The sequence below is a fragment of the Streptomyces bobili genome (assembly GCF_002154575.1).
In the GTDB taxonomy this organism is placed as follows: domain Bacteria; phylum Actinomycetota; class Actinomycetes; order Streptomycetales; family Streptomycetaceae; genus Streptomyces; species Streptomyces bobili.
In genome coordinates, this window is sequence record NZ_MUBA01000013.1 from 21,777 (window position 1) to 47,117 (window position 25,341).

Annotated in this window: 11 protein-coding genes; 2 read left to right on the forward strand and 9 right to left on the reverse strand. The window is 68.6% G+C overall.

The features are described from left to right. Window positions 1-58: 58 nt before the first annotated feature. From BZL64_RS01330 to BZL64_RS01370, 8 genes are all read right to left on the reverse strand, one after another. Complete coding sequence (locus BZL64_RS01330; RefSeq protein WP_143662937.1) at window positions 59-3,697, reverse strand: LamG domain-containing protein; 3,639 nt, start codon at window positions 3,695-3,697, stop codon at window positions 59-61. Between the two features lie 74 nt (window positions 3,698-3,771). Further along, complete coding sequence (locus BZL64_RS01335; RefSeq protein WP_244205135.1) at window positions 3,772-5,364, reverse strand: VCBS repeat-containing protein; 1,593 nt, start codon at window positions 5,362-5,364, stop codon at window positions 3,772-3,774. A 41-nt stretch (window positions 5,365-5,405) separates the two neighbouring features. Then, window positions 5,406-6,905, reverse strand: coding sequence for a VCBS repeat-containing protein (locus BZL64_RS01340; RefSeq protein ID WP_244205136.1), 1,500 nt, complete (start codon window positions 6,903-6,905; stop codon window positions 5,406-5,408). A gap of 795 nt (window positions 6,906-7,700) precedes the next feature. Continuing rightward, window positions 7,701-7,985 (reverse strand): DUF6881 domain-containing protein, encoded by a 285-nt coding sequence (locus BZL64_RS01350; protein WP_086765166.1) that lies wholly within the window; start codon window positions 7,983-7,985, stop codon window positions 7,701-7,703. 1 nt (window position 7,986) lies between these two features. After that, window positions 7,987-14,976, reverse strand: coding sequence for an HYD1 signature containing ADP-ribosyltransferase family protein (locus BZL64_RS41870; protein WP_086765169.1), 6,990 nt, complete (start codon window positions 14,974-14,976; stop codon window positions 7,987-7,989). A gap of 87 nt (window positions 14,977-15,063) precedes the next feature. After that, window positions 15,064-17,724, reverse strand: a complete 2,661-nt coding sequence (locus BZL64_RS01360) for a laminin G domain-containing protein (RefSeq protein WP_086765173.1) — start codon at window positions 17,722-17,724, stop codon at window positions 15,064-15,066. A gap of 18 nt (window positions 17,725-17,742) precedes the next feature. Continuing rightward, window positions 17,743-18,783: a hypothetical protein gene (locus tag BZL64_RS01365; RefSeq protein ID WP_086765176.1), complete on the reverse strand. Its 1,041-nt coding sequence runs from the start codon at window positions 18,781-18,783 to the stop codon at window positions 17,743-17,745. Between the two features lie 53 nt (window positions 18,784-18,836). After that, window positions 18,837-20,288: an esterase gene (locus tag BZL64_RS01370; protein WP_086765178.1), complete on the reverse strand. Its 1,452-nt coding sequence runs from the start codon at window positions 20,286-20,288 to the stop codon at window positions 18,837-18,839. 428 nt (window positions 20,289-20,716) lie between these two features. Here BZL64_RS01370 and BZL64_RS01375 point away from each other — a divergent pair, with 428 nt between their 5' ends. Both BZL64_RS01375 and BZL64_RS01380 read left to right on the forward strand, forming a co-directional pair. After that, window positions 20,717-22,426, forward strand: coding sequence for a D-glucuronyl C5-epimerase family protein (locus BZL64_RS01375; RefSeq protein ID WP_244205137.1), 1,710 nt, complete (start codon window positions 20,717-20,719; stop codon window positions 22,424-22,426). A 69-nt stretch (window positions 22,427-22,495) separates the two neighbouring features. Next, complete coding sequence (locus BZL64_RS01380; protein ID WP_086765183.1) at window positions 22,496-23,098, forward strand: acyltransferase; 603 nt, start codon at window positions 22,496-22,498, stop codon at window positions 23,096-23,098. A 74-nt stretch (window positions 23,099-23,172) separates the two neighbouring features. Here the strand turns inward: BZL64_RS01380 and BZL64_RS01385 are convergent, their stop codons facing one another. Next, a complete protein-coding gene (locus tag BZL64_RS01385; protein ID WP_086765186.1) occupies window positions 23,173-25,314 on the reverse strand; it encodes a glycosyltransferase in 2,142 nt (713 codons plus the stop codon). Between the last annotated feature and the right edge of the window lie 27 nt (window positions 25,315-25,341).

Sequence of the window (25,341 nt, forward strand, 5' to 3'; positions counted from 1 at the left end):
ACAGGACAGGTGTGCCGGGCCCTTTACGGACCCGGCACACCTCAGAGATGACGCCCTGTCACATGTCGGTGACGGCCGTCAGCGCGGCCATCTGCTGCACCGCGACCGGGTCGGCCGCGCCGCTGTACACGCGGACCTCGTCGATGGCGCCGGCGAAGTACTCGCTCGCCCCGCGCAGTGAACGGCCCACCTGGAGACCGCCGGTGGCGGACCACAGGGTGCTGTCCGTGCCGTAGGCTCCGCCGACGAGCTGGCCCTCGACGTACAGGCGGATCGAGTTGGCGAAGGCGTCATAGACGACCGCCAGGTGCTGGCCGGAGCCGCCGGTGTCGGGCAGTTCCTGGTCGTCGGTGAAGGTGACGACCGAGGGGGCGGCCACGTCGGTCTTCGCCACCGCCAGCTCCCACTGCCCGGTGGCGGCCTGGTAGCGGACCTGGACGCGGTTGGCGTTGGCGCCCGGCAGGGACAGCACCGTCTGTGACTTCTCCGGGTCCAGCGAGGTGAGCTGGGCGCGGGCGGTCACGGTGAAGCTGCTGGTGCCGGTGACCGGGGCGGTGGCGGTGGACGCGTAGTCACCGTCGCCGTCCAGGACGAGGTTGCCGTCGCCGACCAGGGCGGCGGTGTCGAACAGCGGGTCGGCCGGGCGGTAGATGGAGGCGTTGCCCGCCAGGGTCAGCGCCTGGCCGCCGCCGGTCTCCGTCACCGAGCCGTTGGTGGCCTGGTCCAGCTGCCAGTAGCCCTTGCGCTCCGGCTTGATGGTCATCAGCTCGGCGACCTGGGCCGCCGGCAGGAGACGGTCGAAGACGCGGACCTCGGCGAGGTCACCGACGAAGTTGTCGCGGTAGCCGCTCTTGGCCGTCGAGCGGCCGATCTGCAGCGGGCCGTACGACTTCCAGACGGAACGCCGGGTGGCCGAACCCTTCAGGTCCTTGTTGATGTAGAGCTGGAGCTGCGGGCCGCCGGTCTTCTGCGCGTCGTACACGCCGGTCAGCAGGACCCATTGGTCCTTGACCACGGTGATGCCGGTGGAGACGGCCTTCCACTCGCCGAGCGAGTCCACGTCGTTGACCGGGACGGCGAACTTCCAGGTCTTCGCGGTGGCGTCGTAGCCGAGGGTGAAGCCGGGTTCGCCGGTGCCGTCCTGGCTGACGACCGTCATGTCCTTGTCGAGGGCGGTGGGCCGCACCCAGGCGCTGACGCTGAAGCTCTTCGCGGTGTCCAGCACGGTCTCGCTGGCGTCGAGGTAGGACTCGGTGCTGCCGTCGAAGCGGGCCGCCTTGTCGACCTTGCCGCCGGGGCCGTCCGCGCCGAAGGTGACGGCGGTGCCGGCGGTCGCCGAGAACTCGCCGCTCTCGTCGTGCGCCTCGGTGTCACCGGCCTGGTCGGCCAGGTTCCACTGGGCGACGACCGGCCTGCCCTCGCTCACCAGGAAGTCGTACGGCGTGTGGCTGGCGTGGGCCGCCTTGTCGATGGCGACGACTTCCAGCACCTGGCGTCCGGAACGGGTCGGCAGCCACTGGAGGGAGACCGAACCGCCCGGCGAGGCCGGGGTGAGGGTGGTCATCGCCGCACCGTTGAAGGAGTACTGGTACTTGACGACGTCGTTGTCCGGGATGGCGTCGTTCGGGTTCGGCGAGAACGTGAAGGTGCCGTAGGTGCCGACGCCGTCGTGGTAGACGGTGTCGGACGGGTACTGCTTGGACAGCACGAGCGGCTTGCCGGGCCAGGTCTTGTCGTAGGTGAACTCGCAGCGCTGCGGGGTGTCGCCGTCCGAGCTCCACGGGCCGTAGCCGTCACCGTCGTAGGCCCGCGCGCTCCAGTAGATGGGGGTGTTCTGCGGGATCGACGACTTCACGGTGTGCACGAACTTGGTGCCGGTCGTCGGGGAGAGCCAGTCCGGGCTGGTGTACGTGTACGAGCCGGGCGTGGTTCCGCCCCACTCCACCTTGAACTGGACCTTCACCTTGTCGGTCTGGCCGTTGCCGTGGTCGGGGTCGCTCGCGATGGCCTGGAGCTTCGGCGGGACGTCGGTGGTGGCACGGCCCGCGCCCCACTTGCACACGCCGCCGGGGTCCGTGGACATGTCCGAGATCTTGATCTGCCGGGGCAGGTTGTTGTACTTGATCGACAGGTAGGCGTTGCCGCAGATCCGCTTCCACTCGGCGAAGCGGGACTCGTCGGCCGCGCGCAGGCCCAGCGTCATCGCGTTCCAGCCGCCCGCGGCGGCCGTCTTGATCTCGCTGGTCAGCTCGCCGGTGGCACTGCTCTCGAAGTGCAGGTTGGCCTGGCTGGAGCAGGAGGTCGGGGAGATCGCCTTGTCGACGGTCTGGAGATAGTCGTCCCAGTCGTCCGAGGTGTTGGACCAGTTGCTGGACGAGGTGAGGCTGTAGTTCGCGCCGCCGATCCGGTAGAGCTGGATGGGCTCGGCGGTCGGGGAGGCGCTGTAGATGTGCTCGACGCGGGCGGAGAAGGTCGCGCCGAGGATCTGCTTCCCCTTGTAGAAGGAGAGCGGCATCGTGAACATCACGCGCCGGGAGCCGACGCCGTTGCAGGAGACCGGGTTGTAGTCGGTGGGGCACTTGCCGACGCCCGCGCTGCCCGAGTACTTCCAGTCCTGCTCGCTGGGGATGCCGGACATGACGCCGGTCCAGGCGGTGCGCGAGGTGGTGCGCTGGATCGGGTCGATGACGACCGGGAAGACCGTGTTCTCGCCCTTGAGGAGCTTCTGGTCGGGGACGAGGCTCAGCTTGTCCCTGCCGACCTCGACGCCCAGCGGGGCGACGCGGCCACCGCCGCCGGGACCGTCGAGGGCGGGCTCGGGGGCCGCCTCCGGTCCAGGGGTGGCGGCGCTCGCGTCGGCCGCGCCGGCCGTCGCCGACTTCAGCGCCTTGGCGACCGCCTTCGGGCCCTGCTTGCGGGCGGCGCTCTCCTCGACCGCGGCCGAGTCCCACATGGTGGGTTTGCCGGCCTGGAAGACGGTGCCGCCGACGACGGCGTCCTCCGCAAGGATCGCGCCGGTGGCGTCCTCGGCGACCTTCAGGCCGTCGGTGGTCATGCCGAGGTCGAGCCGGGCCAGCCGGGAATCGGCCGCGGCCTCGGGCGTCTTGACGACGATCAGATGGCCGAAGCCGTCCGCCTCCGCCCGTACGGTCAGGTCGACGCCGGGCAGGACCTCGGCGTAGGTGGCGGTGTCGCCGTCGACGCTGGGCGCGGGCAGCTTGCCGTACGGCCAGGTCAGGGCGAACTCGCGGCCCGCGCGGCGCATCGTGACGAAGGGCTTGCCCGCCTGTCCGGCGGAGAAGGCCAGGTCGACGGTGGCGGCCTTCGGCCCCCAGGTGCCGTCGGCGCGCTTGACGAGCGCCGGGTCGACCGGGACCCACTTGCCGCCCTGGACGGTGCGGACGGGCTCGGTGTACTCGCGGGCGGTGAAGGTGCCGTCGGGCTCGGCGAAGATCTCCCTGCGCTCGGTGCGCAGTCCGACCACCTCGGCCCGCTTGCCGCTGTCCTTCGCGGAGGCCATGGCCTGCTGCTCGGTGACCAGCGGCTGGTCGGCCGCGACCGGGGCGGGGCCCTGGTCCGGTCCGCCGCCGTTCGGGAGCGCCGCGGCGCCTGCCACCACGGCGCCGGTGACGGCTGCCGCGACAGCGGCGCGCAGCACGAGGCCGCGCCGTATCGGTCTGGGTCTGTCTGCGGACACGCGTCCACTCTCCCGTCGGTTCATGTCTGTCTCACTGGTGTGGCCGTCGGCCGCGTCGCTCGGTCGGGAGGCCGTCATCGGACGGTCGCTCCGAACGCACCGCCGCCTGCGGGGATGCCGCCCTCTCCGGGCTTCCAGGTCTGTGCCGGTGCACCGCCCGTGGTGGCGTTCCATGGGAAGCCGTGTACGGCGCGTCCGTCGGCAGGGCCGTAAGGGACGCCCACGTACAGCAGCGCCGGACTGCCGCCGACGCTGATGCCCGCGTAGGTGCGGGCTGCCGGTCCCGAGGGGATCCCGGCCCCGGGCTCCAGCCATGCGTCCGAGGCGCCGGGCGCCCCGATGGCCGGGAGGATCTGGACGCCGCCGGCCTCCGGGGCTGCCTCCGTCGACTCCTCACCGGGTACGCCGACGGCGAGGCGCATCGTGGCGGCCGTACTCACCACGTTGGTCGTGGTGTTGACCGCCGCGACTTGCTGGCCGAAGAAGTCTCCGACCTCCGCGTCGCCCTCGACCCCGTCGACGTTCTGGTCGATCCAGTTGAGGAGGGCGACCGTACCGTCCGCCTTGAGGTGGTAGACGTGCACCGCCCCGGCGTCGACGGTGGTGCCGAGATCCTCGCCCGGGACGCCCACGGCGAGCACCGCGTCGGTGATGGTGGCCGCGCCCGCGGGCCGGTAGGGAGCCATGGCGAGCGCGCTGCCGTAGCGATCGTCGGTCTGGGCGGCGGCGTCCGGGCCCGGAGTGCGCCCCTGTCCCATGCCGAAGAGCGGCTCGGGAATGCCGTCGGCGTTGATCGATGGCCGGAAGGCCGCTACGCCACCGGCGAAGGCGACGGTGCCGATGCTCTCGCCGGGGGCCCCGACCACGAAGTGCCGGTCCGTGGCGGTGATCGAGGCGCCGAACCGGTCGTAGGGCTCGGCTTCCTCCCATACGCCGGTCGTGTCCTGCCCCACGGACGCCGCCTGGTAGTCGGTTCCGTAGACATAACCGAACAGGCCGATGTCCGCCCCGGCCGCGCCGTCCTCGCCCGGCACGCCCATGACCAGGAACGGGAAGCCGGTCGGCGAGGTGCCCGCCGCGACCGCGTAGCCGAGCCAGTCCTCGGGCTCTGGACCGCCGCCCAGCGGCTGGGTCTCGCCCTGGACGAAGCCCCTGCTGTTGAACTCCGACCCGACCGCGGTGGTCGAGCCGTAGATCACCTGCACGTATCCCGCGTCCTTGACGGTGCCGACGTCCTCGTACGGGATACCGACGGCGAGGTCGGAGCAGCCGTCCTTGTTCGCGTCGTACACCGCCAGGGAGAAACCGAACCGATCCCCGGCCTCGGGGCCGTCAGCCACGTTGGGCGTGTCCTGGGAGATCTCGACGACACCCTTGCCGCCGCCGAGCACCACGTGGACCAGGCCTGCCCGCGCCTGACCCGACACGGCGGCATCGGGGTCGGCGATGGCCATATCGCGTATGCCGTCGCCGTTGAAGTCGGACTGTGCGCCCGCGCAGGTCCCGGCAGCCGCGGCCGGGGTGACCCCGGCCGTGAGTCCGAACCCCATCAGTGCCACCACGACCGCGCCGACGGCACCCCGCCGACAGCCGTTGTTCCTTCTCGGCGGGCGCGCGGTCTCGGTCACGGCGTAGTGCCCTGCCTTCTCATGCCCGTCTCTGGACACGGGTGTCCTCCCCCATCACTTCTTGTCCGTCTGAAATGCCGTCAGCGGACGGTCGCCCCGAAGGCCACGCCGGTCGCCGGGAGGCCGCCCTCGCCGGGCTTGATCGTCACCGTCGGCGCGCCGCCGGAGGCCACGTTCCACGGGAAGCCGTGGACGCCGCGGGCCTCGGCCGGGCCGTAGGGCATGCCGACGTACAGCAGCGAGGGGGTGGCGGCCAGGGAGAGGCCGGCGAGCTGGCGCGGGGCGGGAATGCCCGGGACGCCGTAGCCGGGGTCGATCCACTGGTCGGAGGCGCCGGGCGCGCCGACCAGCGGAACAATCTGGACGCCGCCCTTCTCCGCGTGCTCCTCGGACGACTCCTCGCCCGGCACGCCGATGGCGAGGCGGGTGGTGGTCGCCGTGGCGGTGGTGTTCGGGGAGGTGTTGACGGCGGCGAGCCGCTTGCCGAAGAAGTCGCCGGCCTCGGACTCCTGGTCCACGTCGGCGGAGTTCTGGTCGATCCACGCGGTCTCGGTGAACGTGCCGTTGGCGGCGAGCTTGAACACCTGGACGGCGCCCGCGTCGACGGTGGTCGACAGGTCCTCGCCGGGCACGCCGACCGCGAGCAGCGACTCGGTGGTGGAGGTGGCGCCGGAGGCCCGGTACGGCACCATCGCGAGCGCGGCGCCGAACTGGTCGTCCACCTCGGGGGCGCCGCCGATCACGTCCTGGTCCTGGCCTAGGCCGCCGAGCGGCTTCGGGGAGTTGGAGGTGAGGGCGTGGCTGAAGAAGCCGACGCCGCCGGCGAAGGCGACGGTGCCGAGGGCTTCGCCCGGGGTGCCGACCGCGAAGTGGGTCGGGGTCGCGGCGAGGGTGGCGCCGTAGCGGTCGTCCTGCTCGGCCGTGCCGGGCACGGCGCCCGCGGTCTCGGTGTCCTGGTGGACGAAGGCGACGGTCTGCGCGGTGCCGCCGACGTAGTAGAAGCCGCCCGCGTCCTCGACGGTGCCGATGGACTCGCCGGGGTTGCCGATCAGCAGATACGGGGCTCCGGCGGAGGTCTTGCCCGCGGCGAGCGAGTAGCCGACCCAGTCGTCCGTCTCGGTTCCGCCGCCCAGGACCTTGTCGGTGCCCTGGTAGAACTCCTTCACCGGCTTGGTGCCGGCGTTCAGCCCGCTCGTGGAGCCGTAGAGGAGTGCCACGACCCCGGCGTCGGGAACGGTGCCCATGTCCTCGTACGGGGTGCCGATCGCGAGGTCGCTGCATCCGTCGAGGTCGGCGTCGTAGACGGCCAGAGCGTAGCCGTACTGGTCGTTGGCCTCGGGTGCGCCGGGAACGTTGTCGGGCGCCTGCGAGAAGGTGAGAGTCCCCTTGCCGCCGCCGTAGACGACGTGGATCTCACCGGCCTTCGCGACGCCGTCGACGGTCGCTTCCGGGTCGGCGATCGCGGTGTCCCGGATGCCGTCCCCGTTGAAGTCGGAGTCGACCCCGGACGGACACGCGACGGCGGCGACGGCCGGTGTGCCACCGGCTCCGAGTCCCCAGACCAGCAGCGTGCCTGTCACGATCGCGGCAGCACTGTGCCGCCATGTTCTGCCCACGGTCAACACAGCTCTGCCCCCGCAGATAAAGAGATCCTAAAGAGAAGTCACCGGATCATCGCTGCGCGTGACGTGCCCATGCAAGAGTTCACTTGGTCACCAGAACATGACAAGAATCACAGGAGTCACACATCGGCCCCCTGGGTGCTGGCATATGCCAACGGGTAGAGAGGTCGGGCCGGTTGGCCCCGGAGTGGGTGCACGCTTGCCGACACCTCCGCGCCTGCGGGGCGGCTTCACGACCTCCCTGCGCAGGGGAGCGGCCTCCGGCTCTGACAACTGAACGTGATCAGGTGATGTCGGGGCCGGCCGTCCGCCATCACCTCGGACAGCCGGTCGTGCAGGTGTTGGACCTTGGCAGCACGCGCCTCGGGCGTCTAGTTGCCGCTCAGACGTTTGTGTTGCTCCATGACCGCTCGCAGGGTGTCGCGGTGGACGGCGGCGGCTTCGAATTCGGCGCCAACCTTCGCGAAGCGTTTCTCTGTGGCTGCGAGTTCGGCGGCCCCCTCGTCATCGCTCTTGCCGCTCAGCCTTACGGCTTCCTCGTCCGCGCGGCACTGGGCCGCCCACGGCAACGGCGGCGAACACCCCAGTGTTCGCCGCCGTTGCCGGCAACTACTGCCGTCAGACGCCCGCGAAGCCCCGCCAGGACATTCCTGGCGGGGCTTCTAATTTGCTCATGCTAGCCAGAGCGGTGGTGTGAGATTTGCGCAACGAGGCCACGAGACCGCCCCGCATCACCCGTCAGAGTGCGACCATTCATTCCACCGAACGAGCCTTTACCCATTCCCGCTCGAACTCTTCCGGAGCTATCTCTGCAGCAGAGAACTCCGGCTGGTCAGAGATTTCTCGAAGATCGAGCGGGAAAGCGACTTCAGAGAGACCGACACTTGCTGTCTCATGAAATTCATCTGCCCACTCGACCCTGCCGTCGCGGAAGAATTGAATCTTCCGATTCTCGTACCCGTCTTCGCCGAGCTCGCTCAGATAGAGGACCGGCTCATCTTCGAGATCATGACTCCATGCCACCTTGACGTACCTCACACTAATTCCTTCCAGACCCTACGATGCGGCCGGCGAGATCAAGAGGCTCACTATTTAGAATATAGAAGACCCCTTCCCTTCCCTTACGCACATCTAGCCCGCGCACATCGATCGAAATATAGTGAGAAACCTTTCGCCCAAGCCAGGGAACTCGATAGAAGGCGGCGGATAGCTGCCCAGGCCTCTTCGTTCCAGGCTGAACGTCGGTGAGATATTGGCCATCGCCAAACTTGGCGTCATTGGGGTTCGCCACTTGAGTGGACGGGCGAAGCTCTTGGCTCGCCAATATCCCATCATGTCCAGCTTCATTCGTGTAGTGATGAAGGACATCGGGAATCTCATCGTTGCAGTTGTGAACGAGTACCGGCGTGGCCCCCGCAAGCACATAGTACGTGTGCAGGTCACTGACAGTGAGGTTGTGCACCGTCGACTGCTGGGTCCAGCGCTGGACTGCGGTGATCTGGACGAGCGTGCCGGCCGAGGTGCGAAGCCACTCCCCCCGGTTCAGGTCCGTCGCGTCGATCCAGTCCCGCAATTCCGGGACCCAGAAGGGGTGGCCGTCGGTCGCCGTCACGGACGCGGTCTTGGTGCCCTTGTCGCCGTCGGTGTCGATGGTGACCTTGACCAGGCTCTTCGTTCCCGTGCCGTCGATCTCCGCCGTTACCGTCTGGACTTCGGTCTTGCCGGTCTCCGGGTCGGTCGCCAGGACCTTGTCACCGATGTCGATGTCCTCGATGGACTTCTGACTCCCGTCAGCCATCAGGACCTTTGTCTTCGGGACGAAGCTGTTGCAGGACTCGGCTGCTGCTTCTGCGGCGGCTTCGGCCTTCTTGGCCCGCTTCTCGGCCTTGAACCAGTCCCCGACGCCCTTGATGAGTTTCTTGACCAAGCCCCAGATCCGCTTGGCGAGGGCGGCAGACTTGTTCCACTTCCACGGCGCCCCGTACTTCGTCGCCAGCTTGCCGACCAGTCCACCGGCGAAGCTTGTCGCCACGTTGACCATCGTGGCGCCGCACGCTCCGAGGTTGCCTGTGGTGAAGCAGTCCAGCGCGTCGGTGATGCCAAGCTCGTCCATCGCGATCTTGGCAAGCTCCTTGCCGGCGTCCATGACACGCTTCTTGGTGGCGTTCGCCTTCCTGCGTTCCCCGTCCGCCTTGTACTCGGCAGTTGTCTGACCGTTGGTCGGGTAGAGGACCTTGCCGCCCTTGTCGTAGCAGGCCTGGGTCGTGCAACCGGGACCGTTGTCCGGAGTCCACACCGAGTCGGGGTTGTCCACGCTGCAGCCGTCGCAGTACAGGCCGCTCGCATCGCTGCTTGTCACGGGGTTGCTGTTGGCGTAGACGTACCCGTTCATCTGCTGCGGGTCGTTGTAGTCGATGACCGGGTCGACCGAGATGAAGCGGCCGACGGAGCGGTCGTACTCCCGGGCCCCGACGTTCACCAGCCCTGTCGACTCGTCGACTGTTTTGCCCAGGAAGCCCTTGTCGTTGACCCAGGTCGTGCTGTTGTTTCCGCGCTCGCTGCCGTACGGGTCCATGCGGCGGCGAGTGAGCGCACCGGTGGCCGCATCAACCGCGACCTCGGCTGTTCCGTGCTGGTCCGCAGCGAGGAACTGGACTCCGCCCGCCGTGCGCATGGCGACGGTGGCACCGCCGAAGGTGTAGTAACGGGTGGCTGTGACCGCCTTCGTCGTCGGATTCAGGCTCAGTTCCATGCCGGGCAGGTACAGGGTCTTCTGGCCGCCGGCGTTGCGCAGCACGCGCTGGCCGGAGGCGTCGTACACGTAGTTCGTCGTCTGGGCGCCGGTGACCGTGGTCAGCTTGTTCTGGGAGTTCCAGGTGAGGTCCTGGGTGTTGCCGTTCAGAACCCGCTTGGTCGTGTTTCCGGCGCTGTCGTACGCGTACGTGTCCTGGGACCTGACCTCCGGCTTTCCCGCGTGGGCCGGGGTGAGCGTCTCGACCTTCGTCAGGGCGTGCGGGCCGCCGTCACCGGTCTCGCCCGTCGTACCGTCCTGGTCGGCGTCACCGTAGAGGTAGTCACGTGTGACGTCCGGCGTTGCCGAGGAACCGAAGCCGTGGATCGTCTCCGTCTTGCGGTTGCCTGTCACATCGTCGAAGTCGTACGAGCGCCAGTACGGAGCCGGGCCGCCGACGGTGGACGTCGATGGATCCGCGGCGCAGGCGGCATTGGTGGCCCCCGTACCGATGGCGGCGTCAGGCGTCGTGCTGCTCGTCCAGGCCTTCGTCATCCGGCGCTGCCAGTCGAACCGGAAGCACTGCGTGTCCGCCTGACCTCCGGCCGGGTTGTCCGTGATGGAGGTGACGTTGCCGGCCTGGTCGTATGTGTAGCGGGCGTCGTAGGCGACCGAGGTGCTGTCGTTCGTCTTGACGAAGGAATGCGTCGTCCGGCCGGTGCCACGCTCGTGCTCGTAGCCCAGCTCAGTCGTTTTGGCGCCCTCGGCCTTGCTGGTCAGGAGGAGACGTCTCAGCTGGCTGGTGGTGGAGTACTCCGCCTTGTCGACATATGTGTAGTCGGTCGTCCCGTACACACTGCGCAGTTCGGTCTGCCGCTGCAGTCCGTCGTACTTGGGGAAGAGTGTCTCCGCGGACAGTCCACCCGCCGCGGGGACGGACGACGTCAGGACGCTTCCGTCAGTGCCGTACGTCGTCTTGTACTCGTACGTGCCGCCCAGTTCGGGCTCGGCCGTCTTGGACACCGAGTAGCGGGTGGTCAGAGGCTCGTAGTTGGTACCCAGCTCTGTCGTCAAAGTCGCCGCGTAGACAGAGCCGTTCACGTAGGTGTACGAGCCGTAGGCCTCGCCCTTGGCCACGGTGTCGTACGTCCGGGCAGTCAGTTGCCTGCCCGTGGTCGGCTCGCCCTCCCAGGTGGAGGTGACGCGGCCGAACTCGTCGTAGACGGTGGAGTTCTTCTTGCCCTGGGTGTCGGTCGCCGACGCGAGTTGAGTCGTGGCCGTGAGACGGTCCAGGATGTCGTACGCGTACTTGGTGTAGCCGGCGTCCGGGTCCTGAGAGGTGATCTTCCGACCGCGTAGGTCGTAGCCATAGGACCAGAGGTTGCCCTTCCCGTCCTTCACGCTCTCCAGCCGGCCGGCCTTGTTGTACGCGTACTTGGTGGAGACGTAGTCCGCGGATGTTCCGGTGGGCAACGGGGCGCCGCCCTTGTACTGGCGCATCTCCACCGTGCGGTCACGGCCGTCTGTGATCGACGTCGTCGGTGCCTGGCCGGTCGGCGGGTCGGTGTGGACGCGGTCTCCGCCGTAGGCGTACGTGGTTCGCCAGCGCTCGTCGCCCGCCACCGCGAAGATGTCGGCGGTCCTGCGGCCGGCGCCGTCGTAGTCCGTCAGGCTCTGGGCGTTGGTGTCGCCGTTCCTGACGGCGAAGGGTGTGGCGCTGGGGGCGCCCGTCGTGTAGTAGTCCGTGTTGCTCTTCACGACGCGCCCGAGACCGTCGTAGAACGTGTCGGCGATCATGCGCCCGTCGTTCGGGCCTTCGGTCTGCACCTGGAAGGGACGCAGGTTGCCGTCGTACAGCGTGTACTCGGGGGTTCCGTATGTGCCGCCGACCTGGATCTTCTGCGTGGTCACGACGGACGGAGCGTTCTGCCTGACGGTGTACGCGTACTTGATGCTGGGGCTTGAGGTCCCCTTCGACACGTCGGGGAGCCAGACGCTGGTGAGTCGGCCCAGCCCGTCGTAGGCGAGGTCGGTACGCCGGCCGTTGGGGTCCGTCTGGGCCACCGGAGTGCCCCACGCGGGGTTGTACTCCGTGGTGGTGTTCCACCCCCGCTTGTTCGTCTCCACCTTCTTGGTGGCCAGACCGTCGGTTTCCGCGTAGGTGATCGTCGTTGCGGTACCCGCCGCGTCCTTCACCGTCCGCGGTCGGCCATAGGCGTCGAAGTCCGAGGGGGCGAGGTCGGTGATCGTCTCGTACACCGGGGTGTTGTCGACGGTCAACGAGGCGAGGCGCTGGACCTTGGTGCTGTCGCCCTTCGTAGGACCGGTGCCCAAGGTCTGGCCGTCGTAGAAGGTGACGTCGTCGGAGAGGGTCTCCTTGCCGTGGTTGGCGACGTCGGAGCAGGTTGTCGCCGTGGTGTGCACCCGGTAGGGGAAGGCCAGCATGTGCTTGGCGGGGTTGTCCGCGTAGTACGTGAGGGTGCACTGGTTGTCGGTGGCGTCGCCGTCGGCTCCGAAGTCGTCGACCTTGGCCGGCCGACCGGTCACCGGGTCGTAGGTGTTCGTGCTCTTTGTGACCCGCCACTTGGGACTTTGGGCGGTGTAGCCCTCCAGCGCCGTATAGCTGCTGGTGTCCTTCGAGCGCAGGAAGCGGGATTCCGTCGTTCCCCAGTCCTGCTTGCGAGAGCCCGTGAGCTGTGTCCAGGGGGTGCTGATGCTCTTGGAGACGATGGCGTCCGCGCTGAAGGAGCCGTTGTAGGTGGTCGTCTCCAGTTCGAAGCCGGAGAGACGGTCGGCGTCCGTGTACGTGGTGCCTGCCGAGTCCTTGAGCGTCTCGGTCCGTGTTCCGCCTGTGGGCGTCTTGTCACCGTCGAGGCCGCGGAAGAACACATGCTCCGTGCGGGGGTTGTTCGCCGCCGCGACACCTCCCTCCGATCCCGTGACGCGCACCTTGGCGTAACCCCGCCAGTCGCTCCACGTCAGGTACTTGGACTCGGCGATGCCGTCCGCGCGGGCCTTCCGCCAGCCGGCGTCACCGATGTAGTCGTACGACGTGGTCATGTCCGGGGTACCGCCGACCAGGTCGGTCTGGGTGACGGAGCTGACGACGTGCTTGTGGAACCAGTCGGTGATCGGTTCGTCCAGGCCCGGCGGGTTCCATTTGACCGGGTAGCAGCGCTTGGTGGACTCGCCCTCCTTGGGCAGGGCGGAGGCCGAGCAGTCGGCGGCGGCGTAGTTGACGCTGAGGTGACCGCCGGACTCGTTCAGCACGCCGGAGAGGCGGAACCGGTTCATCGCCTGGATGTTGTCGCCGGAGATGTCGACGCGGTTGGGCAGCTGGCTGCCGTAGAGCTCGATCTTCGGCATCGACGTCGCCGTGCCCACGCGGCCTTCGTGGTCGATGTTGTTCAGCCACAGCGACTTCGAGCCGTCGCCGTTGTCGGTGAAGACGTGTGTCAGCTTCCAGTGGTCCACGTCGGAGTAGCCGGAGCCCGCGCGGATCTGGGTCGTGACGGCGGACAGCTTCTTACGCGTCCAGAAGGTCGGGGAGTTCTGGCCTTCGCACTTCGTGCCGACCGCGCAGTTCTGGTCCCACGGGACGTCGGGCCAACGGGTCGCCGTGGCGTCCGTCAGGTCGCCCGGCTCACAGTCGGTGGCGGCGGCGAGACAGCGCTCGTCGGTGGTGAAGACCACGCGGGCCGACGCGGGCGTCTCGTACACCTGGCCGTCGCGCTGGCCGTACTCGGTCCGCTTGAGGTACCCGCCGCGGACGTACGGCTTGCCGTTCTCCGTGTACTTGAGGTTCTGGGTGTAGTAGTTGGTCTCCTTGCCGTAGTAGTAGGACATCACGTTGCCGTGAGGGTCCTTCACGTATGACAGGTTCCAGCGCCAGGCCTGGTTGCAGTACGAGGCGTCGAACGTCGAGGCGTGGCAGGGTTCGCCGGTGTCGTCGCCGTAGACGGGGACGGTCCACGTGGAGTCGGTCGTCGGGTCCGGGTCCGTCGTTCCGGTGGTCGCGGGGTCGTCGGCGCGCCAGCCGGGGAGGCGGTCCAGGCCGAAGTAGTACTCGGTGCCGTCGGTGGTCGTCAGACGCCAGTGTTCACCGTCGTTGTCACCGTTGGTCGTGCCGGTGAGCTTCTCGACCTTCGAGTTGTCGTCGCTGCTGATCCGCCACTTGCCTGTGGCGTCATCCTTGATCAGCTCGCCTGACGTACCACCGGCCAACGTGACTGTGGCGTTGTCGAACGCCCAGCACTGGTCACCATTGGCCTTGTCCTGCCCGTCCTGGGCGCAGCCTTTGTAGCGTCGTTCGATGTATCCGGGCTCGTAGCCGAAGCCCTGGCCGACCCAGGAGCCCTGGGAGTTCGTGACGGCCGTCTGGCCATCGACGGACTGCGAGGTGTAGCCGAGGCTGACGGAGGGGTCCAGGCCGCCCGGCACCGGCGGGGTCCGCATCGGGTACGACCAGTTGAAGGCGCCGGAGGAGTTGGAGACGCTCCACTCCGAGGAGGGCTGGAGCGAGGTGGCCTTGTAGTTGCCCTGGTCGCCCGAGCTGCCGGCGGTGGCGGCGAGCAGGGTGACGGCGGTGCTGTCCGACGCCGTCTGCAGGCTCTGTGTGGTGACGCCGCTCCGGTCGGGGGCGGCATCCACCGTGGTGGTCAGGGTCTGGGCGGCGACGGAGTTGGTGCTGTCGAGCTTCCGCGGGGTGGAGCATTCCTTCTTCTGCGGGGTGGTGAGCAGGCACTCCGGGTACTGCACGAAGCGCAGCCGGGAGCCGTAGCTGCCGCCGTACGCGTCGGCGAAACGCGAGTAGTCGAGCTGGACCTTGGCCTGTCCCGCCTTGGCCACTCCATCGGTGCGGGCCACCTTCAGGAGTACGCCGTCCACGCCTGCGGCGAGCGCCTTCCTGTGGTCGACGACCTCGACGGCCAGCTCGTCCGGCCCGGTGTCGAGGGGGGAGGCCGCCTTCAGGGGCAGGCCTTCGACCTGCGCCAGTTTGGTGGAGACCGCCGTCTCGGCACGACCCGCCTTCGGCCAGGTCACCTTGGCCGGGTCGGTGACCGCGGCGGAGTCGACCGCGTTCTTTCTGGGCTTCTTGGCCGCCTTCGCATCGGTTCCTCGCGCCGGCCCGCGGTCCTGCTGCAGTTCGGGCATGCCGAGGTCCTTGGCCTCGGCCTGGGGGACGTACTGCGGCAGCAGGCCTATCGCGACGGCGATGCCTACGGCGGCGGCCGCTCTGCGCCGTGCGGTGCGGTTCCAGAGCGCCGGACCGGCGCTGAACCACGAAGGCGTGGACATGACTACTCCCATGGGAGAACGGAGTGGACCAGGCGTGGGGGGACGAGGCGGCGGAACAGATGGTCCGCCGCCTCGGCCGTTGTCCGACTAGGTGGCGTCACCGACGCCGGCGGCGATCCGAACGGCGCGGTACTGGTCGACGACGCCTTGGTAGGCACTGAGCTCGTCGAGTGCGCCGGAGAAGTACGCACCACCGATGGTTCCGGTCAGGGACCGGCCCACCTGGATGCTGACGCCGGAGAGGTCCCAGGTGTTCGGCCACAGGGTCTGAACACCACTGAGCTGGCCGTTGACGTACAGCTTCACCTCGCCGAAGACGGCGTCGTAGGCCAACGTCAGGTGGTCGCCCGAGTTCTCCGTGTTCGGTGACGGCATCGAGTCCGGGCCCGCCGGGGTGACCGCGGTCGCGTCGTCGGCATCCCGGTCCGTCACGGTCAACTGCCATCGCTTCGTGGTCTGTGAGTACCGGACCACAGCCGCCTGGCCGTTGACTCCGGCGAGGGAGAAGACCGTCTGGTCCTTGCCCGGGTCGGCGGAGGCCAGCCTGGCCCGCGCCGCGACGGCGAAGCTGCCCTGAGCGGCGAACAGCCCTGGGCCTCGCTCGGCGAAGCCGCTCGTGCCGTCCAGTTGGAGATGTCCGTCGCCCCACAGCGGCACAGCGGGGACGTTGGTGCAGGTGGGGTCGAGTTCGTCACAGACGACGTCGTCCACCTGATAGATGGAAGCGCCGGTGGACAGCGTCAGGCCTTCCCCGCCGGCCGCCTCCGGCGAGACGCCGCTCGTCGCCTCGTCGAGCGGCCAATACCCGACCTGGTCGGGATCGGACTCGCTCACAGTGGCCAGTTCGGACTGGGACAGCAGTCGGTCGTAGACCTGCACCGCGGACAGGGATCCCTTGAGGTGGTCCGTGTAGCCCGCCAGCGCGAGGGACCGGCCCATCTGCAGTCCTCCGGTGGCATTCCACGACGTACGGCGCAGCGCCGGCGGAGCGGCGAGCTGTCCGCCCTTGTACAGGGTCATGGTGCGCTTGTCTGCGTCGTAGACGGCGGCCAGGTGGACCCAGAGATTGGCAACGGCCTTCGTATTGTCGAGAACGCGCCACTCACCGAGGGAGTCCATGCCTGAGCCCGGGAAGCGGAACTCCCACTTCTGGGTCGTCGCGTCGTACCCCAGCGCGAAACCTGGTTCCGCGGTGCCGTCCTGGCTCACCAACGTCATGTCTCGCGCGGGAAGTTCGGGCAGGTAGGCCCAGGCCGAGACCGAGAAGGACTTGGCCGTGTTCACCACCGAGGACGACGTGGACAGGTGGGCGCCTTGAGATCCGTCGAAGGAACTGACGACCTTGTCCTTCATGTCGCCGAGGTTCGTCGCTCCGAAGGCAACCCCGTCGCCCTTCGCGGCCGACGGATCGCCCGTACGGCCCGCCGCGGCCGTCGCGGTCGCGGGATCGTCCAGTTTCCAGGCGCCGGCGGGCGCACGGCCGTTGGTGACGACGAAGCTGTACCCACCCGGGCTCTCGGCGGACTTGCCTGCCGCGTCGACCGCCGTGACCGTCAGTGTCTGGGTGCCCGAGCTGGTGGGCGCCCAACGCAGTGTCCCCGGCCTGCCCGTGCCCGACTGCGCGGGTACGGTTCCGTTCGTGCCGTCCTGGAACTCGTAGCGGTAGGAGACGACATCGGTCGACACCGAGTTGAAGGTGAACGTGCCGTAGTCACCCACGCCGGGATGCGGAGCATCGTCGTCCGGGTAGTCCGTCGAGGCCACCGTGGGCGCGGCGGGCTTCGTCCTGTCGTAGACGAACTCGCAGGCCTGCGGGGGCGCGCTGCTCCAAGGACCCCAGCCCTGGCCGTCGCTGCCCCGCACCTGCCAGGCGTAGACGACGTTCTCCTGCAGGGTGAAGGTCCGAGGCGCGCTGTAGGTGCCCGCCAGCCCTGCCTTCGCGGAGAACTTCGCCATTCCGGTCTGGCTGTTGGCGGGATCCGAGTAGGTGGTCTTCGGAGCCGTACTGAAGGGCCCGTCGGTCACCTGGGTCCATTTCCCGGTCGCTGAGTCGAGCCGCGACAGGACGAACTGGGCGGTCAGGGACTCGGTCAGCCCGGCGTTATCGTTGTGGTCGTAGTCGCGGACGACCGCCGACATCGTCGGAGGGGTGTCCACGTACGGCCGGCTCGACCCGGTCACGCACTTGCCGCCCGGCGAGATGGTCATCTCGGCCTTGGAGGGCTGCGGAGGAAGCCGGTTGTACTTCACTTCCAGCTGGCCGTTGCCGCAGAAGCGGTTCCAGTAGGCGTAGCTCGACTCGTCGGAGGACGCCAGCCGGAACGTGGTGGTCGCCCAACTGCTGTCCGCGGCCTGCTGCACCGCGGAGGTCACGTTGAAGCGGAGGTTCTGGTTGGTCGACGTGCAGGAACCGGCCCTGGCTGTCGTGGACGCGCTGGTGATCGTCTTCTTGACCGAGGGCTGGTTGCCCCAGTTCGTCGCCGAGCTGATGGCCGCCGCGCCGGTGCTGTTGACCCGGGACAGGACGACGGATCGCGCGGTGCCGTTGTAGGCGTTCGCGAGGGTGATCGCGAAGTCGGCGTCGATGATGTCCTTGCCGGCGAGCGTCCCCGTCGGGACCGAGTAGAACTGGCGCTTCCTGTCGTCACCGCTCGCGCACAGCGCGGAGATGTCCGCCGGGCAACGGCCGACGCCCTCGTGGTCCGAGAACTTCCAGAACTCCGCAGCAGGGAAGTGCGACGAGATCATCGTCCAGCCGGAACGCGTCTAGGTCTTGGTCACCGGGTCGATGTAGACCGGGTACGTCGCCGACTTCAGCAGGTTCTCGTCCGGGGTGAGCACCATCGCGCCACCGCGGAAACCCAGCTTCACGGGAGCGACGCGGGAGCCCTCTCCGGGCCCCTCCCTGAGGTCCTCTCCCCGGCCGCGCGCCGGGTCCGGCCTGCCGGAACCCGCCGCCTTCGCCGGGCCCGAAGCCGGGCTCGGGCTGCGCTGCGCGCCGGACGCCGAAGGTGTGGCAGCCGCGTCCGCGGCACCCTGCGCCGAGTCCCACATCTGGGGCTCCGCCGCCTCGAACACCGGCCCGTCCGACCCCTCGTCGACGGCGACGAGCCCGCCACCCGACTGGGTACGGACCTCCACCCCCCGAGTCGTGACGGGCAGGCTGATCTCGGCCAGCCGCGGGTTCTCCGCCGCCTCCGCTGTCTTGACGACAAGGAGGTGGGAGAAGCCGTCGGCGTCCGCGGTGACGGTCAGGTCGACGCCGGGAAGCACATCGGCGTAAGTGGCCGTGCTTCCCTCGACCTTCGGCTTGGGCAGCACGTCTGGGCCCGGCCAGCTGAGGGACATCTGCTTGCCGGCCCGGTCCAGCGTCGCGAACGGACCAGTGCCTCCGTCGGATATCGCCATGTCGGCGGTCGACGCCTTGGGAGTCCAGGAGCCGTCGGGCGACTGGACGAGCGTGGGGTCGAGCGATGCCCACTTGCCGCTCTTGAACACGCGCACGGGCTGGACGTACTCCCGGAGCGTGAAGGTCCCGTCGGGGTTGGCCAGGGTCTCGCTGCGCTCCGTACGCAGGTTGAGGGCCTCGACCTGCTTGCCTGCCGCCGCGGCCTCCGCCTGGGCGGCTTCCTCGGAAAGCGCCTTGCCGTCGGTCGCCGCCTCACCCTGCGACGCGGCGGCCGCCTGCTCGACGGACGTCGGTCCGTCGGCGGGCACCCCCAGCAGTCCCGCCGTGAACACCGCCCCGACCGCGACGGCGACAACCGCCCCGCGCGCCAGGGCTCGGCGCCGCTTGAGAGCGAACACCCTTGAACTCCCCACCATTCGTCTCATTCTTGTTGGCCACCTCGGACGATCACTCAACCGACCACAGCGCCGAAGGCGGCCGTCTCCGCCGGGATCCCGCCCCCACCGGGCTTCCAGCTCTGGCTGGGAGCGCCCCCGGATGCAACAGTCCACGAATAGGCGTAGACAGCTCGGCCCAGCGCTGGTCCGTACGGCATTCCGACGTACAGCACCGAGCCAGTGGCGGCGACGCTCATGCCGACGTACTGCCGATACGCCGGCGCCGAAGGAATGCCGCTACCCGGTCGCAGCCAACTGTCCGATGCTCCGGCGGAGTCCAGCATGGGGAGGATCTGCACGCCACCCGAGTCCTGGGCATCGGCAGACGTCTCCTCCCCCGGCACGCCTACAGCGAGCCGCATGGTTGTCGATGTGCTGAACACACCGTGATTCGTGTTGACAGCTGCTACACGCTGGCCGAAGTAGTCGTCCGTCTCTGCTGTGTCCTCGACATCGGCCGTGTCCTGGGTGATCCATTGGGACTCAGCGACAGACCCCGACTCGGAGATCTGGAGCAGTTGTACCCCTCCAGCGTCGGATTTGGCTCCCACGTCCTCGTTCGGGACGCCCACGGCCACCAGCGAGTCGGTGGTTGTCGTGGACACCGAAGGCCGGTAGGGAGCCATGGCCACGGAGGTGCCGAAACTGTCTCCCGTCTCGGCCCTTTCGTCACCGGCCCCGGTGGCGTTCTGCCCTATGCCGAACAGCGGCTGGGGGATGTTGTCCGGGTTCAATGAGGGCTTGAACGCGAGGGCGGCACCCGCCTGGTCGATGGACCCGATCGGCGCTCCTGGCGTGCCGACCACGATGTGTCGGCTCGTCGCAGCAACTGCCGAGCCGAAGCGGTTTCCGGACGCGGCGTCGTTCCAGACGCCAGGGCTGTCCTGGTGAAACGTGGTTACGGACGGAGTCACGCCGTACGCGTACGCGGCGAAGCCCATGTCGGTGAAACCCGAACTGTCCTCACCGGGAGCCCCAATGACGAGAAACGGCACGCCGGTCGCCGAAACGCCGCCCGCCACTGAGTAGCCGACCCAGTCCTCCTTCTCAGGAGTATTGGCCATGTTGCCGTCGATCCCCTGCCGGAAGCCGAGGCTCGGCGTTCCCTGACCGATACCGGCTGTCGATCCGTAGACGAGGTGCACCAAGCCCGCGTCCTTCACTCCGAGGATGTCCTCATGGGGCATACCTACGGCAATGTCGCTGCATCCATCCAGGTTCGCGTCATACACAGCGAGCGAGAAACCGAACTGATCGCCCGCCTCGGCGGCATCGGAGACATTCGGCGAGTCCTGCGACAGAGTGGTGACGCCGTTGCCCCCACCGAGCACTATCTGGATCGCTCCGGCCTCGCCCCGGCCTGACACCGTTGCCATCGGATCCGCGATCGCAGTGTCGCGAATGCCGTCGCCGTTGAAGTCCGACTCGACTCCACCAAGGCAACCCGCTGCGTGCGCGGAAGGCACAGAAACGATTCCGCCCAGCCCTGACACAGATAGCGTCAGAGCAGCGACGGCAGCAGCCCTGCACCGTCGCCTCCCCCTCGGGCCAGACACTAAAAGTCACCATCCCCGCACGGTCGGTAGATCACCACATCCTTGACCGGCCCCTCACCTTTCACCAGACGTGCATATCCGACATGATCGCTTCCGAATGATCACGGTTTCATCACAGAAGTGCGCCAAGACTCGCCAATTGCCCCACTTCACACCTGCCTGCCCCGATCCCGTTGTCTCATCGTTCAGTTGAACTTCTCTTTGGATTAGGGCTACAGCTCCCGCCGTCGGCACATCGCTGCGTCGCGGCTCTGTACGGCCCGTCAACACCCGTGGGGGGTAGGCAAGTCATGGCTGGTAAGAGACGTGTCGAGCTAGGACGCAGGCGGTTCATCCGTGTGGCCGGAGGCACCGTCGCCGGTGCTGCCGTTGTAGGCGGAGGAACCTTCACGGCCCTGGCCACCGGAGTACTGGACGGCTCTTCGCCGGACCTGCTCGACGGCATTCCGCGTTCCCTCGTTCTGAGTCTTCCCGAGGCGGGCGGCGCCGACCCGGTTCCGCCCCTGCCCGACCAACTCGGCGAGGGCGTTCTGAGCGCGCCGAGCCCCGGTACTCGGATCCCCTTCACCGGAGGGACCGTAGACCCGCAGACCGTCGAGGACTCGATCCCCACGACCCTGCCGTTCGAGTTCAAGACCTCGGGCTACCGGATCGACACGGAACTGCCCGAGTACATGCGCCCCTGGCGCGACCGGCCGACGACCTGGTCCAACGTCTCGCCCAACACCGAGAACGTCTACCTCGACGCCGAGGGCGTCATCCAGTACCGGCCCGACTGGGACACGCCGGGCTACGACCAGCCCGTCACGCAGATCCAGTTCGCGCTCGGCTGCATCACCAGCTACCGCAACACCACCGACCCGGAACGCAAGGCGCTGTTCTTGAAGCGGGCCCGGTCGCAGGCCAAGCGGCTCATCGACAAGCGGGTGGAGGCGCGCGGCGCCTGGTACTTCCCGTACCCGTTCGACTGGTACCACCCCGAGCACAGCGGAGTCTCCTACAAAGCCCCCTGGTACTCCGGCATGGCACAGGGCGAGGCGATCAGCCTCTTCGTCCAGTTGTCCCAGCTGGACGGGATCACCGAGGAGCAGCGGACGCTGTACAAGGCCGCCGCCGACGGCACGTTCGCCTCACTGCTGCGCGGCGACAACGCCAAGCCCTGGGTCGTGAACAAGGACAAGAACGGCTACCTCTGGATCCAGGAGTACCCGGGCGCCACCGCAGGCACCGGTGACTACACCTTCAACGGCATGATTTTCGCCACCTTCGGCCTCTGGGACTACTACGTCGCCACCGGCAACGAACTGGCCCTCAAGCTGTACGACGGCGCGGTCACCACGATGCGCGACCACTTCGGACGCCTGCGCCAGGCGAAGTGGCTGTCGTACTACTGCCACACGCACCGGGTGCCGACCAAGGGATACCACCAGCACCACATCAACCTGTTCCGCCAGCTCCACTGGCAGACCGGCAGCCCCGTCCTCGCCCATCAGCAGGACACCCTGATCAACGACTACCCCAACGCGCTCACCCTGCCCAAGGGTTCCGTCGCCGCGTTCGCCGCCGGCACGCACACGCTCTACAAGCTCAAGACCGCGGGCGCGCCCCTGTACGGCTGGTCCCCATCGATGCACGACGCCCAACTGGGGACCAAGAAGGTGACGTTCTCCCGGGCAACGCAGGCTCCCGTCGACATCCGGCGACGCATCGAGGGGCGCGGCATCTACTACCGCATCAGCGCGGGTGCGTACGCGGGTTGGTGGGTCGGCGAGTACTATCCGAAGGTCTTCCTGCGCGGTGTGCACCTTTCCACCACCTTCCGCCCGCAGCGCACGGCCACGTTTCCGCCGAACGTCTCGATCACCTGCATCAGGTTCGGCAGCGACGGGGCGACCGGCACAACGAAGACGGTGAAGTTCGCGAAGAGCTCGAGCGCGCCCTTCGACCGGCGGGCCATCGTCAACGGCCGGCCCATGGTCCACATCACCGCGGGCGGGCTGACCGGCTACTGGGCACCCGCCGGACCCGTCCTCACCGACGGCCACTAGTCCCCCACGCCCGCCCCGGCCGCGTATGCTCACCGGGCGTAGCAGCCACCCCGGAAGCGAGAGAACGAAGTGAACTACAGGGTCCAGCCCAGCGCTCAGGTCGACGACACCGCCGAGATCGGCGCCGGCAGCAGCGTCTGGGACCTCGCGCAGGTCCGCGAGGGCGCCCGCCTCGGCGAGGGCTGTGTGATCGGCCGTGGCGCCTACGTCGGCACGGGCGTGCGCATGGGTGACAACTGCAAGCTCCAGAACTACGCGCTGGTGTACGAGCCGGCCGAGCTGGGCGACGGTGTCTTCATCGGCCCCGCCGTGGTCCTCACCAACGACCACAACCCGCGTTCCGTGGACCCCGAGGGCAAGCAGAAGCGGGGCGGCGACTGGGAGGCAGTCGGTGTGAAGATCGCCGACGGCGCGTCGATCGGGGCGCGCGCCGTCTGCGTCGCGCCGCTCACCATCGGCCGCTGGTCCATGGTCGCGGCCGGAGCCGTCGTCACCAAGGACGTGCCGGACTTCGCCCTGGTCGTGGGCGTGCCCGCCCGCCAGGTCGGCTGGGTCGGCCGGGCCGGCGTCCGGCTCACCGAGCGCGCGGGGGAGAACGGCGTCTGGGAGTGCCCCCAGACCGGCGAGTTGTACGACGACAAGGACGGCGTCCTCGTCGAGCGGGCGGTCTGACCTCACGGACAAGGAAAAGGGGGCCGGCGGCGTACTCGGTACGCTGCCGGCCCCCTTTCCCGTGTCAGGGGCTGTCAGACCTTGTCCCCCAGCAGGAGCCGGTCGAAGTCCAGGCCCACCACGGACCAGTCCCACGTCGCCAGCGCGTGCTTCGCGGCGGGCTCCGTGGCGGCGCGCCAGTTCTCCTCGGTCTGGGTCAGCGCCAGGATCCGCTGCGCGGCCTCCTCTGGCGTCCCGACGACCCAGTCGGCCGGGAAGAGGGTCCGCGGTCCGCTCTCCAGCGACGCGAAGAACGGCCAGTCACGGACCACCGGGAGTGCCCCGCTGACCACGCCCTCGACCAGACCGCAGTGGAAGCTCTCGCGCACCGAGCTGCTGAGAATGACGCCGACGCCGGTGAGCGCCGCGGGCACGTCGTCGGTCTGCCCGACCCGGTGCACAGCGCCGGCCGCCTCCAGCTCCTCCAACTCCGGCTGGAGCAGGTCGTCGTAGGCCCTGACGGCGGCGCTCGCCTTGCGGTTGAGGCCTTCGCCGATGATGACCAGGCGGTAGCGCTCGTCCTTCTCGCGCAGCAGCCGCAGCACCTGGAGGGTCCAGCGCGGGTCCTTGGCCACCGCGCTCACGCCGACCAGCCCGAGGACGAAGCGGACGTCGGCGTCGGCCTTCTCCCGCTGGAACGGCGCCAGGTCCATCGCGTTGGCTATCACGTGCGTCGTGGCCGTGCCGGGCCCGGCCAACTGCGGCACCACCTTCTCCGTCAGCTCGCGCAGGTGGTCGCTGACCAGGATCAGGTCGTCCACCCGGGTGAAGTCCACGACGTGCGGCCACCAGGCGAACACCTCGTAACTGTGCAGCCGGACGATGACGCGCGTGGTGCCGGGGTCGACCACCGTGAAGAGGCCGGCCGCGTTGGTGCACCAGTCGACGAAGACCGTGTCCGCCCAGTCGAGATGGGGCCGCAGGGCCTCCTCGACCTTGTCGCGGAACGCGGGCTGGCCGCCCAGCGCGTGCTCCGTGATCCGCTTGAGGCCCTTGGCCAACGGCCGGATCGTGTCGTCCTCGTTGACGTCGAGATAGCGGATCTCGACCTCGGGATGACTCTCGTAGCGCTCCCGGATGGCCCGGAGGAAGCTGGGGTTCGCGTACGTCGTGACCAGCAGCCGCAGCGGGCGGCCGGCCGGCGCGGGGACCGCGGGCACGGCTCGCCCGCGTGGCGCTGACAGCGCCTTGAAGGCGACGCTCTTGCGGAAGACCGCGAGGTAGCCCTCCGGGTCCTTCGCCATCGGCGAGGACGTGCCGTCGAAGTGCAGACCGCGGCTGAAGGCGAGGGAGAAGGCGGTGGAGAGCTGGTCGGCCGCCGCCGAGAAGTCCTTCTTCTTGTACCGCTGGTCCGCGAGGTTCAGCGCGGCCTCGATGGCCTTGGCCCGGACCCCGGGGTTGTCGTGGCCGCGGGCCAGGTCGGCGCGTGCGGCGTCGGCGAGCAGGGCGGCGCTGAGCTTACGGTTGGCGATGCGGTCGGCGGCCTGGTTGAGCACGATCGTGGCGCCGGTCTTGCGGCCGCCCTTCGCCATGCTCAGGCTCACCCGGCGGGCCAGCTTGGCGCGCATGCCGTCCGGCACCTTCGGTGCGACGACCGCGGTCCGCCAGGCCTTGGCGCCGATGGAGGTGCGCATCACGGCGGGCGACGACGCCCGGCGCAGCACCGCACCGGCACCGTGCCGCACGGAACGCTTCGTCGTGCGCAGCGTCACCGCCGGGGACGGGACGGTTCGCACGGCGTCACGCAGCGCGTAGTGCATCCGGTGGTCGCCGCGTGCCTGAAGCGCGCGGAGTCCGGGGGCGACGCCGAAGACCGCGTCGGCCCGCCGGTTGCGCTCGGCCAGCCGCCAGACGGTGTAGACGGCGTTGGCGTCCAGGGCGACGAGAACCTGCGCCTTGCGCGCGTGGCCGCGCACCCAGCGGCTGCGCTCCGCGCTCGCCCAGGTCCTGCGGGACGGCGGAAGCTTCGCGATGCGCTTGACGAACGCGTTGCCTTGCTCGGCGGACACCTCGGACAGGGAACACACGTCGGCCGCGTCGAGGACGCCGTCCACCGCGTCACGGTCGAAGAGTCCGGCGAGGTGCACGGTCGCTCCCGCAGCCCGGAACTGCTCGACGGCGGCTTTGAGCATCGAGAGCGTCGGCGCCGTGCCGGCGATCAGGAGTACATGGGTCATGCGAGGAGGTCCTCCACCTGTTCTGCG